A 14,480-nucleotide genomic window follows, 5' to 3' on the forward strand; every position below is an offset into this window, starting at 1 on the left:
CGGGTCAGGCCGGGGTGGTCGACCGGTCGAGGGCGTATCCGGCAGAGCGGACCGTGCGGATCAGGTCGGACTCGGCCTCGATATTGATGGCTTTGCGCAGACGGCGGATATGCACGTCGACGGTGCGCGGCTCGACATAGATGTCGGGGCCCCAGACCCGGTCCAGCAATTGCTCTCGCGAGAACACCCGGCCCGGATGCTCCAGGAAATAGCGCAGCAGCCGGAATTCGGTCGGGCCGAGATGAATCTCCCGGTTGTTCCGCCGCACCTTGTGGGATGCCAGATCCATTTCGAGATCTTCGAATTCCAGGGTCTCGGCATCGCTCGCCGGGCGTGTCCGGCGCAGCACGGCGCGGATGCGGGCGATCAGCTCGCTCGGGCTGAAAGGCTTGGTGATGTAATCGTCCGCGCCGGCATTGAGGCCACGGATACGGTCACCTTCGTCGCCACGGGCTGTCAGCATGATTACCGGTATGCCTTTGGTCTCGGGCGTCCGGCGCAGTCTGCGGCAGACCTCGACACCGGAGAGAAGCGGCAACATCCAGTCCAGCAGGATCAGATCGGGGGTTTTCTCCATGGCCAGCAGTATGGCTTCTTCACCATCGCCGGCTTCGAGGACTTCGAACCCTTCCCGCTCAAGGTTGTAGCGCAGCAGAGTGACGATAGGGGCTTCGTCCTCCACGATCAGGATTTTGGGACTCATCATGTTCATAGGACACTAACTCTCGATATGAACGCTCATTCGGGCATCGTCACGACATAGCTGGCGTCCTCGCCCTTGGGGCGATCGGCCTGCATTTTCGTGCCTTTGATCTGGAAATGCACGGTCTCAGCGATGTTGGTCGCGTGATCGCCCATGCGTTCCAGATTCTTCGCGATGAACAGAAGATGGGTGGAAGCGGAGATGTTCCGCGGATCTTCCATCATGTAGGTTAGCAGTTCTCGGAACAGGCTGGTGTAGAGCTCGTCGATATCCTCATCCCGGTGCCAGGCGGCAACCGCGAGATCAAGATTATCGTCCGCGTAGGCGTCCAGCACATCCTTGATCAGGGACTGGACCAGGCTGCCAATGCGCACGATGCCATTGGCAGGCGGGATCTCTGGCAGGCTGCTCAATACAATGGCCCGCTTGCCGATATTCGCGGCGTAATCGCCGATGCGCTCAAGGTCGCTGACGATTTTCAGGCTGGCCACGACCGTGCGAAGGTCGCCCCCGAGCGGCTGGCGCAGCGCCAGCAGCCGGAGGCTCATGGCCTCGACCTCTGTCTCCAGAAGGTCGATCGGAGCATCGGCTTCGCGCACCCGCTGAGCGAGCGCCTGATCCCGCCGATGCACGGCACGGACGGCTGCTTCGCATTGACTTTCGACAAGGCCGCCCATCTGGGCGATCTTGGCTTTGAGGGCTGCAAGATCCTCGTCGAAAGAGCTGACTATGTGGTCGTTGTTCGAACCCATTGAGATATTTTCCGTGGTCTTTCTTAGCCGAACCGGCCGGTAATATAGCCTTGCGTGCGGGAGTCGTTCGGGTTGGTGAAGATCTGCTCGGTATCGCCGACCTCGACCAGCTCGCCCAGATGGAAGAAGGCGGTGCGCTGGGAAACCCGTGCAGCCTGCTGCATGGAGTGGGTGACGATGACGATCGTGTAGTTCTCCCGCAGCTCGTCGATCAGCTCCTCGATCTTCGCCGTGGCGATCGGATCGAGGGCCGAGCAGGGCTCGTCCATCAGGATCACTTCCGGATTGACCGCGATGGCGCGGGCAATGCAGAGGCGCTGCTGCTGGCCGCCGGAAAGGCCTGTGCCGGGTTCCAGCAGGCGGTCTTTGACTTCCCCGAAGAGGCCGGCCTTGGTCAGGCTGGTCTCGACGATCTCATCGATGTCGGCCTTGCTCTGGGCTGTGCCGTGAATGCGCGGGCCATAGGCGACATTGTCGTAGATCGATTTCGGGAACGGGTTCGGTTTCTGGAACACCATACCGACGCGGGCCCGAAGCTGCACCGGGTCAAGCGTGGAGTCGTAGATATCCTCGTCATCGAGGGTGATTTTGCCTTCGACGCGGCAGATGTCGATAACGTCGTTCATCCGGTTCAGGCAGCGCAGGAAAGTGGACTTGCCGCAGCCGGACGGTCCGATCAGCGCTGTGACTTCGTTCGGTTGAATGTCCAGGTCGACATCCATCAGGGCCTGCTTCTCACCGTAGAAGACCTTGACCTTGTCGCCCTTCATCTTTGGTGTCGCATTCGGGGGCGTCGCTTTCGAGGCCGGGGAGGCGTCGGACTTAGCCATCTTTTTTTTCTCGCTCATGGGGATACCTCTACCAGCGCCGTTCGAATTTCTTGCGGAGCATGACTGCCAGAATGTTCATGAAAATCAGGAATGCAAGCAGCACCATGATCGCGGCGGAGGTCCGCTCGACGAAGGCGCGCTCGGGGCTGTCCGCCCAGAGATAAATCTGCACCGGCAGCACGGTTGCCGGATCGGTAAAGCCGCCGGGAACGTCGACGATAAAGGCGATCATGCCGATCATCAGCAACGGAGCGGTCTCACCGAGGGCCTGGGCCATGCCGATAATCGTACCAGTCAGTATGCCGGGCATGGCCAGTGGCAGGACATGATGGGTTACGACCTGCAGCGGCGAAGCGCCGAGCCCGAGTGCCGCTTCCCGGATCGAGGGCGGCACCGCTTTCAAGGCAGAGCGGGAGGCGATGATAATGGTCGGCAGTGTCATCAGCGCCAGCACCATGCCGCCGACCAGCGGGGCGGAGCGCGGGAAGCCGAAGAAGTTCAGGAACATGGCAAGGCCAAGCAGACCGAACACGATGGAGGGCACTGCGGCGAGGTTGTTGATGTTCACCTCGATCAGGTCGGTCCATTTGTTCTTTGGCGCGAATTCCTCGAGATAAATCGCAGCCATCACTCCGATCGGGAAGGACAGAAGCAGCGTGATAACCAAGGTCAGCAGGGAGCCTGTCACGGCGCCGAGGATGCCAGCTTCTTCCGGCTCGCGGCTGTCCGCTTTCACGAAGAAGTCCGTATTGAAGCGCGATTCAATACGGTCATTCGAGTCCAGCTTGTCGTACCAGACGAGCTCGGTGTCGGAGACCCGGCGGTTGCTTTCCTCAAGAGTGCGATCGACATATCCCTTGGTCAGCATGTCGATGTCATCGGATGCTTTTATCCAGAGATCGAGGCTTTGGCCGACCAGGGACGGATCATCAATCACCATGGTACGCAGATCGAAACCGGCGTTCGGCGAAACAAAGTTATACAGCTTGCGCTTGTCTCTGCGGCTGGTGACTTCGGGGAAGTTGTCGCGCAGGTTCTTCTTGACCATTCCGCCATAGTCCGCGGACGCGAGTTGGGCGACGTCGCCCGTGCCGGCCGGGTCCAGAAATTCCGGATCGAACGAAATGTTCAATTTGATGTAGGTCTGCAGGAACGCGGTGTAGCCGGTTCCGGTAATGCTTCCCACCAGAAACACCAGTATCAGCCCAGCCGTCAGAATGCTGCCGAGCCCGTAGAGCCGGAACCGGCGCTCCGCGGCATAGCGCTTCTTGAGCCGCTCGCCGGTCAGTGTCGGCCGGCGGATTTCGGTGCCTGGTTTCGAATTCATGGTCGCGTCAGTCATATTTTTCCCGATATTTCCGGACCACCCGCAGGGCGACCACATTCAGACCGAGGGTGACGAAGAACAGCACAAGACCAAGGGCGAAGGCCGCGAGTGTCTTGGCGGAGTCGAATTCCTGATCGCCGACCAGCAGGGTGACGATCTGCACCGTCACGGTGGTGACGGCTTCAAACGGGTTTGCCGTCAGGTTCGAGGCAAGGCCGGCAGCCATCACCACGATCATGGTCTCGCCGATAGCGCGGGAGACGGCAAGCAGGAAGGCACCGACGATGCCAGGAAGGGCGGCCGGAATGATCACGTGCCGGATGGTCTCGGACTTGGTGGCGCCGAGCCCGTAGGAGCCGTCGCGCAGTGACTGTGGAACCGAGTTGATGACGTCATCGGAGAGCGAGGAGACGAAGGGAATGATCATGATGCCCATGACCAGACCGGCAGCGAGGGCGCTTTCCGAGGAAACGTCGAGCCCGACGCCTTCACCCCAGCCGCGGATCATCGGAGCCACGGTCAGGGCCGCGAAGAAGCCGTAGACCACGGTCGGAATACCCGCCAGCACTTCCAGCATCGGCTTGGCAATGCCCCGGAATTTGGGATTGGCATATTCCGCCATGTAGATTGCCGAGAGCAGACCGATCGGCCCGGCGACCAGCATTGCGATCAGGGTAATCAGCATGGTGCCGGCAAAGAGCGGCACCGCGCCAAAGCTGCCGGAGGCTCCGACCTGCTCGGCGCGGATTGCTGTCTGTGGGCTCCAGTGAATCCCGAAGAGAAAGTCGAAGAAGGGAACACGGGCAAAGAACCGGATGCTCTCGAAGATCAGCGACAGAACGATGCCGACGGTGGTCAGGATCGCGATCATGGAGCAGACGATGAGCAGAGCACGAATGATCTTCTCGACCGCGTTGCGCGCCCGGAAATTCCGGCTGATCTGCGAGCGGGCCCAAGCGAGGCCAAGCATAGCTATGCAGACGACGCCGACCACCATGGACCAGAAACCGATGGATTGCAGCGCCAGATACCGTTCGGTTGCGGCGACGATGGCCGGGCTGGCCTCCCGGCTGGTGGCATTGCCACTGGAGAGGTTCCGGATATCCGTCAGCATGAGGGAATATGCGTCCGCGTTTTGCGGCATGATCGACGGGTCGAGGCCCGACATCACCATGTGATCGACGATCTGCGGCTGGATGATCAGCCAGATCGCCAGCAGGAGGATCGCAGGCAAGCCGCAACCGAGCGCTACGAACATTCCGTAGTAGCTTGGCAGCGAGTGCAGGATACGGACATCCCCGGCTGCGGCAAAAACGGATCTTGCCCGGCCGACTGCGTAGCCGGCGACGGACAGTCCGATGACAACCAGAATAAGGAAAAAGCTGTTCATTGTGCCCCGCCGGCGGAGGTTGCTCGTGGCCGCGGCGGGAGGTGCCGGGCCGAATAAATGCTGTCTTTATGGACCCACGCTGCTGTGCGGGCCCATAAAGACAGGGGAGAGGCGGCGGACCGCCTCTCCCGTGACCAATTACATGGTCAGGTTGGTCTTGTTGGCAGCGGCCGCGCGATACTTCTCGCGGTCGGCGCCCGGCAGCGGGATCAGACCCTTGTCGGTCAGGTATCCTTCGTCGCCGATGGCTTTTTCACTGGTGAACTCGGTGACATATTCCTGGATGCCCGGAACCACGCCGATATGCGCGGACTTCACGTAGAAGTAAAGGGAGCGGGAGATGCCATAGTCGCCGCCAGCGATGTTTTCGAAGGTCGGGGAAACGCCGGCGACGTTCGCGCCTTTGATCTTGTCGCTGTTCTGATCAAGGAAGCTGAAGCCGAAGATACCCAGGGCAGCCGGGTTGGCCTGGAGCTTCTGAACTATCAGGTTGTCGTTCTCGCCTGCTTCGATGAACTTGCCGTCTTCCCGCATGGAGTCGGAAATCTTGCGGAAGCCCTTCTTGTCGGCCTTGCGCATGTCAGCAAGCATCTTGAAGGACTTGGCGCCCGGGCGCATGGCCAGCTCGACGAAGGCGTCGCGGGTACCGGATGTCGGGGGCGGGCCAAGAACTTCGATGGCCTGATCCGGCAGGGACTTATCGATGTCGGACCACTTGTTGTACGGGTTCTTGACGATCTTGCCGTCAACCGGAACTTCAGCGGCGAGAGCCAGGAAGATCTGCTGCTTGGTCAGGTTGAGGGTGGCGCCGCTTTTCGCGTTGCCGATGACGATGCCGTCAAAGCCGATTTTCACTTCAACGATGTCGGCGACGCCGTTCTTGGCGCAGAGCTCGACTTCGGACTTCTTGATCCGGCGCGAAGCGTTGGTGATGTCGGGATGCTGGACGCCCACACCTGAGCAGAACAGCTTCAGGCCGCCACCGGAACCGGTGCTTTCGACAACCGGCGTCTTGAAGCCGCTGGTCTTGCCGAACGTTTCAGCAACGGTCGTGGAGAACGGGAAAACAGTCGAGGACCCGACGATGCGGATCTGGTCGCGGGCTTCAGCGGCCGCGGCAACAGCGATAACGCCAGCGAGAGCGAGCGGGATAGCCTTGATAATAGAGTTCCTAAGCACGATTTTGCCTCCGGGACAAAGGAGTGTGATCGATCAGGCCCGGCACATTGCAGGCCGGGTCGCCCCGTTACCTACGCCTGTCAGGAGTCCTAATTACTACGAATATGTGAAGGTTTTGTTTCAGCCGGCGGCGAAAGTTTGCGATTTTGTGACGGCAGGGGCCCTGCACGGAATGTAGACCGTGAAAGTGCTGCCTTCGCCGACCTTGCTGTCGATGGTCAGGGCGCCGCGGTGGCGGCTGACAATGTGCTTCACGATGGCCAGACCGAGGCCGGTGCCGCCCATCTCCCGAGAGCGTGCGGTGTCCACACGGTAGAAGCGTTCGGTGAGGCGCGGGATATGTTCCCGCGGAATGCCATCACCCTGGTCCGAGACAGAGATCGTGGCGACATGATCCGCCTGCAAACTTAACGATGCGGGCAGATCGCTGGCAACATCTGCACGGATGGTGACGACGCTCTTATCACGGCCATACTTGATCGCGTTCTCGAGAAGATTCTGAAGCACCTGAGAGATTTCATCACTGTTCGCGATCAGCGCCGGTAGATCGGGATTGATATCGAGCGCGATGCGAATTCCGCGCCGTGCCGCGGTGAGTTCCGCGGCCGCGGTCAGATGCTCTGCCAGCGGACGCAGTGCCACTTCTTCATTCGGGGCCGTATGCTCTGCTGTCTCGATCCGGGAGAGTGACAGCAAGTCCGTGACCAGCCGGGTCATGCGGCTGGTCTGTTGCTCCATGATCTCAAGAAACCGCTCATGCGCGTCCAGATCGTCCCGTGCCGGCCCGCGCAAGGTTTCGATGAAGCCATGCAGGGTTGCCAGCGGCGTCCTCAGCTCGTGGCTGACATTGGCAACGAAATCGACCCGCATGCTTTCGATCCGGCGGATTTCGGTCAGGTCCCGGAAAATCACCAATGCAGAGCGTTGCTCGTCCTGTTCGTTGGGAAGGGCTTCGATCCGGACATTGAAAACCCAATGCACCGGGTCCGAGATGGAGATCTCGACCGTCCGATGGCCGCCCTGGGCAAGCACCGCGTTGCCGGCCTCGAGCAAGGCAGGGTCGCGTGCGACATGGGAGAGTTCACGCCCCATGATACGGCCGCCAAAGCGGTCGCGGGCAGCCTTGTTCATACTTTGAACGCGGCCTTTGACATTCAGGAAGATAAGCGGGTCCGGGATATTGTCGATGATTGAGACATGACGCTCGTTCAGTGCCTGAAGCTGTGTGCGCCGGTCTGCTGTCGCCCGGAACAGGCGGGTCAGAGCGGCAGCGAGCTCTGCGGTTTCCCCGATCCCTTCCGCAATATTCGAAAGCACGTCTCCGGCCTTCGAGGCGCGTTCGGGCGCGCTTGAACCTGCGCGGCGCTGGATATTGCGCTTGATGGCGTCCAACAGACTGTAATGCCGCCGCACGATGCCCATTGCGATAATCAGTGAAACGGTCCAGGCGCCTGCCGCATGCCAGGGCTCGACGGCATCGAGAGCGGTGATCAGGCCGAGTGCGATTGCGGCCGGCATCGAGACCACCAGGCCGCCACGGAACACATCCCAAAGCGGCAGGGCCACGGGACTGTCATTCTTTATTCCGGAATCCGTATCGTTCGGGTGTTCGCTCATCGATTTTTTTTTGGTCAATTGGCGGTTCTGGGCTGGCCGGCCAGCACTCTTGCGCATTGATCTCGATCTCTAGCGCCTGCGGTATGACAGTTTCTATCATACGGGTCAGAAAATACGGACCCCAGTGTAAAATAGGCTGAAGAAGGTAAAAATAGAGGCCTTTCGCGCCGGTTATGGCGCGAAAGGCGGATCAATGTGGCGAGAGGTCTATTTCCCGAGTGCGGTATGGGCTGCGATGGCCGCGGCGTTGACCAGATCGGTGACGGTCGCGCTCATCTGTACGATCTGCACCGGCTTCTCCAGTCCGACCAGCATCGGCCCGATGACGGCGGCGCCGCTCATCGACTGCAGCATCTTGTAGGTGATGTTGGCGGAATGCAGGGCCGGCATGACCAGAACATTGGCCGGGCCGGTGAGACGACAGAACGGATAATTCCGCTTCATCGCCTCGTAATCGAGGGCGATATCCGCGGACATTTCGCCGTCATATTCGAAATCGACACCGCGTGCGTCGAGGATTGCGACCGCATCGCGGATACGCACAGCCTTCTCACGGGGCGGATAGCCGAAATTGGAGAAGGACAGCAGCGCGACGCGGGGAGTGTGACCAAAGGCGCGCGCATGTTCTGCCGTCTGCACGGCAATATCGGCGAGTTCCTCGGCGCTTGGCAGCTCGTTCACATTGGTATCGCTGATGAAGATAGTGCGACCCCGGTTGATGACGATGGAATAGGTCATCAGCTGCTGACCCGGCTTCGGGTCGAGCACGCGGGTGACATATTCGTGGGTCACGCCGAAATTACGGGTCAGGCCGGTCACCATCGCCTCGGCATGCCCGGAGGCAACCATGCAGGCGCCGAACACATTACGGTCCTGATGCACCATGCGCTGGCAGTCGCGCTGGATATGCCCTTTGCGCTGCAGGCGCTTGTAGAGCATCTCCGTATACGCTTCGTTGTGTTCAGACAGCTTGGCGTTGTTGATTTCCAGCGTCTCGGCGCCCTTGATGCCGAGCTCGGTGATCTTCTCCTTGATCACATCCTCCCGACCGACCAGCACCGGAATGCCGTAGCCGCCATTGCGGAAGGTAACGGCGGCGCGGATCACCCGCTCCTCCTCGCCCTCAGCGAAGACGACGCGCTGCGGATTGGCGCGGATCCGGTCGAAGATGACCTGCAGGCTGGAGGAGGTCGGGTCAAGCCGGGCGCCGAGTTCGGCCCGATAGGCATCCATGTCTGCGATCGGATTGCGGGCAACGCCGGTATCCATGGCGGCCTGAGCCACGGCGGAGGAGACCTTGACGATCAGGCGCGGATCGAACGGCGCCGGAATGATGTAGCCCTCACCGTAGTGCAACGTGCGGCCATAGGCCTTGCCGACCTCGTCCGGCACGTCCTCGCGGGCGAGTTCCGCCAGAGCGTTTGCGGCGGCGATCTTCATCTCGTCATTGATCTCGCTCGCCCTGACGTCGAGAGCGCCTCGGAAGATGTATGGGAAGCCGAGCACGTTGTTGACCTGGTTCGGATAGTCGGACCGGCCGGTGGCGACAATGGCGTCCGAGCGGACTGTGGCCACATCCTCCGGGGTAATTTCCGGATCCGGGTTGGCCATGGCGAAGATGATCGGCCGGTCGGCCATGTCTTTCACCATGTCCTTGGTCATGGCGTCCTTCGCCGAGAGACCGCAGAAAATGTCCGCGCCTTTGATCGCTTCGGCAAGCGTGCGCATCGGGGTGTCGACGGCGTGCTTCGATTTCCACTGGTTCATACCGGCATCGCGGCCCTGGTAGATTACGCCGCGGCTGTCGCACAGGATAACGTTCTCGTCCTTCATACCCATGGATTTGAGCAGTTCGACGCAGGCAATGGCGGCGGAACCGGCGCCGTTCACGACCATCTTGGAGTTCTCGAGCGTGCGGCCGGTCAGGTCCAGCGCGTTGATCATGCCGGCGGCGGTGATAATCGCCGTGCCGTGCTGGTCGTCGTGAAAGACGGGAATGTCCATCAGCTCTTTCAGGCGCTGCTCGATGATGAAGCAGTCCGGAGCCTTGATGTCTTCGAGATTGATGCCGCCGAAGGTCTTGCCGAGGAAGCGGACGGAATTCACGAACTCGTCGACATCCTTGGTGTCGACCTCAAGATCGAAACCATCGATATCGGCGAACCGCTTGAACAGCACCGCCTTGCCTTCCATCACCGGCTTCGCCGCCTGTGCCCCGATATCGCCCAGGCCGAGGACGGCAGTGCCGTTCGAGATGACGGCGACGATATTGCCCTTCGCCGTATATTCGTAGGCCTTGCTCTCGTCCTTGTTGATGGCGAGGCAGGGATAGGCCACTCCAGGGGAGTAGGCGAGCGCCAGATCGCGCTGCGTTGTCAGGTTTTTGGTCGCGGCGATTTCAAGTTTACCGGGGCGGCCGGAGGCATGAAATTCCAGTGCTTCGGTCTCAAGCATGCGCTTCGCATCATCCATGACGCTTCCCCCAAGGGCTTGGTTTATTGGGCAGACCGCCATCGGTCCGCGCAGAACAATCGGAACCAAATTACTGAACGATAGGCCCGGCTCGCGCCACGGGCAATTTCATATCATGGGAAGAGGTTCCAAAAATGTAGGGAAACAGGTGTCGTTCGGCATTGGAAGTTGCCTCGAACGTCGTGTTATGGTCGCCGCCTTTTCCCGCAATCATCTGGCCCTAGCGACTTTTTGGCAGTGAACACGATCTCCCCAACAAATCCGCAGACAGGGGGCGGGCAGACCGCCGCCACTGGCGCAGCGTCCCATGACCGCGCTGCTGCGACCCCTATGTTCCAGCAATATTTCGAGGTCAAGGACGCCCATCCGGACGCTCTCCTGTTCTATCGGATGGGCGATTTCTACGAGATGTTCTTCGAGGATGCCGAGGCGGCAGCCGCTGCTCTCGACATTACGCTGACGAAACGAGGTCAACATGGTGGCGAGCCGATCCCGATGTGCGGCGTGCCCCATCATGCCGCCGAGGGCTATCTGGCGCGCCTGATCCGCAAAGGGTTCCGGGTTGCCATCTGCGAGCAGACGGAAGACCCGGCGGAAGCCAAGAAGCGTGGCGCGAAGTCGGTGGTCCGGCGCGCAGTCGTGCGCGTGGTCACGCCTGGCACCATTACCGAAGACGCGCTGCTCGATGCCCGCAGCAACAATTACCTGGCGGCCCTGGCCATGGCGCAGGGTGGCCTTGGGCTGGCCTGGATCGATGTTTCGACGGGCGATTTCCATGCCCAGCCTGTTGCCATGAACGGCATTGGCGCGGCTCTCGCCCGGGTTGGGCCCAGCGAATTGCTGGTTCCCGAAACTCTGATGGAAGCGTCGAGCGGTCTCGGCGGCGTTCTTGAAGACTGGCGCGCGGCGGCAGTGCCGCAGCCCGCCAGCCGTTTCGATAGCGAGAATGGCCGGAAGCGGCTCGAAGCGCTGTTCGAAGTCGCGTCGCTTGAAGGGTTCGGAGCATTTGAGCGGGCCGAACTGGCGGCGGCCGGGGCCTTGGTCGACTATCTCGAATTGACCCAGATCGGCTCCATGCCACGACTGTTGCCGCCGCGCCGCTGGCAGGCCGGTGGTCTCGTCGAGATTGATGCCTCTACCCGGCGGAATCTGGAGATCTTGCGGACTCTTAGTGGCGAAAAGCGTGGCGCCCTGCTGAATGTCATAGACCGCACGGTGACAGGTGCCGGTGGGCGCTTGCTGGCCCAGCGTCTTTCCGCGCCGGTGACCGATGTCGCGGAAATCGGTCGCCGTCTTGATGCGGTGGCGCATTTCCGGGAGGGCGAACGGCTGCGCGGAGAGATCCGTGAGACGCTGAAGGCCTTGCCGGATGTGGAGCGTGCTCTCTCCCGTGTCGCGCTTGGACGCGGCGGGCCGCGCGATTTGGCAGCGATCCGTGACGGGCTGTCCGGAACCGGCCCGTTGCGCGATCAGCTGGCCCGGGCCGATGCCATGGCCGGCGGTCTGACCGGCGATGTCGGCGGCGCGCCCGAGGAAGCGCGGTCGATCTTCGAGGAGCTCGGCTATCACGAGGTGCTTGTCGACCGGCTGACCCGTGCCCTGGCGGCTGATTTGCCGCTGCTTGCCCGCGACGGCGGCTTTATCGCGTCCGGCTATGCGCCCGAGCTGGACCGGCTGCGCACGCTGCGGGACGAAAGCAGACGTCTGATTGCCGGGCTGCAGGCTCGTTACGCAACGGAAACGGGAGTCAGTGCGCTGAAGATCAAGCACAACAATGTGCTTGGGTATTTCATCGAAGTGACGGCAGCGCATGGCGAGAAGCTGATTGGCCGGGAGAACTTCATCCATCGCCAGACCATGGCGAATGCCGTGCGTTTCAGCACTGTGGAACTGGGTGAGCTGGAACGGGATCTGTCTCAGGCGGCTGACAAGGCCGTGGCGCTGGAGCAGGGCCACTTCAAGGAACTGGTCGAGGGTATCCTGGCCGAGGCCGGGGCGGTGTCCCTGGCGGCGGCAGCGCTGGCCCGGCTCGACGTGGCGACCGCGCTGGCGGAGCTTGCCGTCGAGCGCCGGTATTGCCGTCCCGAGGTGGACGGCTCGCTCGCTTTTGAAATCCGTGGCGGTCGGCATCCGGTGGTCGAGGCACTCAATCCCGGAGACAGCGGGTTTGTGCCGAACGATTGCGTGCTGGGAGATGCGCAGCGCCTCTGGCTCATCACCGGCCCGAACATGGCCGGTAAAAGTACATTCCTGCGCCAGAATGCCCTGATCGCCCTGATGGCGCAGGCCGGGTCCTTCGTCCCGGCGGAAGCGGCGCATATCGGCGTTGTCGATCGTCTGTTCAGCCGGGTCGGGGCTGCGGACGACCTGGCTCGTGGCCGCTCCACCTTCATGGTCGAAATGGTGGAAACCGCGACCATCCTCAATCAGGCGACGGAACGCTCGCTGGTCATTCTCGACGAGATCGGCCGGGGCACGGCGACGTTTGACGGCTTGTCCATTGCCTGGGCGACGGTCGAGCATCTGCATGAAATCAGCCGGGCGCGGGCGCTTTTCGCGACCCACTATCACGAGCTGACCGGCCTTGAAGCGAAGCTTGGCAGCCTGTCCTGCCACACCATGCGCATCAAGGAATGGAACGACGATGTCGTCTTCCTGCATGAGGTGGTGGCTGGTGCGGCCGACAGGTCCTACGGCATCCATGTCGCCAAACTGGCCGGCTTGCCGCCGGCGGTGGTCGCGCGGGCGGAGGAAGTGCTGAAGCTTCTGGAACAAAGCAAGGCGTCCAGTAACGCTTCCAGCCTTGCCGAGGAGTTGCCTCTGTTTCAGGCGATGGCGCCGGCAAGGCCGCAGGTGCAGCAACGGGTCAGCCCGCTCGAAGCGCGACTCTCGGAGATCCGGCCGGATGACCTCACGCCGCGTGAGGCGCTCGATCTGCTGTATGAGCTGATTTCGTTACGAAATCAGAAGAATTAGACGATATTGCGCTCCAGAACCAGGGCGCCGCTTTCGAACCGCTCAAAGCAGAGGCGGGACAAATCGATGGTTTTGAATGCGCCCGAGATCAGCAATTCCGCCATTGCCCGGCCGACGGCCGGTGCCTGCTGCAGGCCATGGCCGGAAAAGCCGTTGGCGAAGTAGAAATTCGCAAGCGCGGGATGTGCGCCGACAATGCCGTTCTGATCGACACTGTTGTAATCGTAATATCCGGCCCAGGCTCCGGACAGTTTGATGGTTTCGAAGGCTGGTATCCTGTGTGCGAGGGTCGGCCAGACCACCTCCTCGAACCAGTGATAATCCACGTCGATATCGTTGGTATCCCCGTCCTGATCCTGATCCGCGGGGGGCGAAACCCCGCAAATATACCCGCCGCTCTCGGGCCGGACATAGACGCCAGTCGGGTCGATCAGCAGAGGCACCGCCGGGTCCAGCGGCTCACGGCAATCGAAGACGAAGACATTGCGTTTGCGGGGGGAGACCGGCAGCGCGACGCCGGCCAGTGCCGCGACCTTGCCTGCATTGGCGCCCGCTGCATTCACAACGGTACCTGCGGCAATGCGCTGTCCATCTCCGAGGATCACCGCTGCGATCCGGCGGTAGTTATGCTCCAGAGCAATCACTTCGCCTTCAAGATACAGAACCCCGAGGCTGCGGGCCTTGCGCTTGAAGGCCTGCATCAGGGTGTTCGGGTCAATCCAGCCCTCGCCCCGCCTTCCAAACGCAGCACCGGCAATGCCGTCAAGATTGAGCCAGGGGAATTGTTTCTCAAGTGAAACGAGATCAAGCAGGTCAATCTCGCATCCATGGCGAGTCTGCTCTTCGTGGTTCTGACCAAGGACCTCAAGCCCGTCCGGTCCGGCAAGGAAGAGATAGCCGCCCTCGCGGAAGCCGGGATCGGGGCATTCTCCGTCCACGGACAGATATTCCGCGAGGTGGGTCACGAAGTGATGGCCGAAAAGGCCGATCTCGATGTTTTCGGGATTGGAGAATTGCTGACGGATGCCGCCCGCGGACCGCGGTGTTGACGCCTTTTCGTAACTCGGGTCCCGTTCAATCACGGTTATCGTGCCGGGCCCGGCCGGGTTGGCGGCAAGAAAATACGCAATCGCGCTGCCGATCACGCCGCCTCCGATGATAACAACATCGCTGTTTCGGTGATCTGCCAAGGCGCCCTACTCCGGAAAATCAGGGGAACATACCGTGCTCGTCA

10 protein-coding genes are annotated in these 14,480 nt (G+C 61.2%); 1 reads left to right on the top strand and 9 read right to left on the bottom strand.

What is annotated here, in order from left to right; genetic code table 11:
- Window positions 1-4: 4 nt before the first annotated feature.
- From phoB to K328_RS0112505, 8 genes are all read right to left on the bottom strand, one after another.
- Complete coding sequence (phoB, locus tag K328_RS0112470; protein WP_416366266.1) at window positions 5-703, bottom strand: phosphate regulon transcriptional regulator PhoB; 699 nt, start codon at window positions 701-703, stop codon at window positions 5-7.
- A 35-nt stretch (window positions 704-738) separates the two neighbouring features.
- Window positions 739-1,455, bottom strand: a complete 717-nt coding sequence (gene phoU / locus K328_RS0112475; protein ID WP_028466259.1) for a phosphate signaling complex protein PhoU — start codon at window positions 1,453-1,455, stop codon at window positions 739-741.
- A 23-nt stretch (window positions 1,456-1,478) separates the two neighbouring features.
- Window positions 1,479-2,225, bottom strand: coding sequence for a phosphate ABC transporter ATP-binding protein PstB (gene pstB / locus K328_RS0112480; protein WP_245577532.1), 747 nt, complete (start codon window positions 2,223-2,225; stop codon window positions 1,479-1,481).
- A gap of 88 nt (window positions 2,226-2,313) precedes the next feature.
- Complete coding sequence (gene pstA, locus K328_RS0112485; protein WP_051284878.1) at window positions 2,314-3,612, bottom strand: phosphate ABC transporter permease PstA; 1,299 nt, start codon at window positions 3,610-3,612, stop codon at window positions 2,314-2,316.
- Window positions 3,613-3,619: 7 nt separating this feature from the next.
- Window positions 3,620-5,002 (bottom strand): phosphate ABC transporter permease subunit PstC, encoded by a 1,383-nt coding sequence (gene pstC, locus K328_RS0112490; protein WP_028466262.1) that lies wholly within the window; start codon window positions 5,000-5,002, stop codon window positions 3,620-3,622.
- A gap of 138 nt (window positions 5,003-5,140) precedes the next feature.
- The gene (locus K328_RS0112495; protein WP_245577520.1) at window positions 5,141-6,181 is read right to left on the bottom strand and encodes a PstS family phosphate ABC transporter substrate-binding protein; all 1,041 of its coding nucleotides are present in this window, start codon (window positions 6,179-6,181) and stop codon (window positions 5,141-5,143) included.
- A 120-nt stretch (window positions 6,182-6,301) separates the two neighbouring features.
- Window positions 6,302-7,816, bottom strand: a complete 1,515-nt coding sequence (locus tag K328_RS23835) for an ATP-binding protein (protein ID WP_169721208.1) — start codon at window positions 7,814-7,816, stop codon at window positions 6,302-6,304.
- A 189-nt stretch (window positions 7,817-8,005) separates the two neighbouring features.
- A complete protein-coding gene (locus K328_RS0112505; RefSeq protein WP_028466264.1) occupies window positions 8,006-10,270 on the bottom strand; it encodes an NADP-dependent malic enzyme in 2,265 nt (754 codons plus the stop codon).
- Window positions 10,271-10,600: 330 nt separating this feature from the next.
- Between K328_RS0112505 and mutS the strand changes: the two genes are divergently transcribed.
- Entirely contained in the window at window positions 10,601-13,246 is a 2,646-nt protein-coding gene (gene mutS / locus K328_RS0112510; protein WP_036553997.1) for a DNA mismatch repair protein MutS, read from the top strand.
- On the opposite strand, the gene K328_RS0112515 is transcribed toward mutS, so the two are convergent.
- The gene (locus tag K328_RS0112515) at window positions 13,243-14,436 is read right to left on the bottom strand and encodes an NAD(P)/FAD-dependent oxidoreductase (RefSeq protein WP_028466266.1); all 1,194 of its coding nucleotides are present in this window, start codon (window positions 14,434-14,436) and stop codon (window positions 13,243-13,245) included. The genes mutS and K328_RS0112515 overlap by 4 nt on opposite strands.
- Between the last annotated feature and the right edge of the window lie 44 nt (window positions 14,437-14,480).

Origin of the sequence: Nisaea denitrificans DSM 18348, assembly GCF_000426505.1 — a bacterium.
Lineage (GTDB): Bacteria > Pseudomonadota > Alphaproteobacteria > Thalassobaculales > Thalassobaculaceae > Nisaea > Nisaea denitrificans.

Bases quoted from the DNA above. Each gene is read 5' to 3' on its own strand.
- phoB (WP_416366266.1), bottom strand. From the start codon at position 703: ATGAGTCCCAAAATCCTGATCGTGGAGGACGAAGCCCCTATCGTCACT.
- phoU (WP_028466259.1), bottom strand. From the start codon at position 1,455: ATGGGTTCGAACAACGACCACATAGTCAGCTCTTTCGACGAGGATCTT.
- pstB (WP_245577532.1), bottom strand. From the start codon at position 2,225: ATGAAGGGCGACAAGGTCAAGGTCTTCTACGGTGAGAAGCAGGCCCTG.
- pstA (WP_051284878.1), bottom strand. From the start codon at position 3,612: ATGAATTCGAAACCAGGCACCGAAATCCGCCGGCCGACACTGACCGGC.
- pstC (WP_028466262.1), bottom strand. From the start codon at position 5,002: ATGAACAGCTTTTTCCTTATTCTGGTTGTCATCGGACTGTCCGTCGCC.
- K328_RS0112505 (WP_028466264.1), bottom strand. From the start codon at position 10,270: ATGGATGATGCGAAGCGCATGCTTGAGACCGAAGCACTGGAATTTCAT.
- mutS (WP_036553997.1), top strand. From the start codon at position 10,601: ATGTTCCAGCAATATTTCGAGGTCAAGGACGCCCATCCGGACGCTCTC.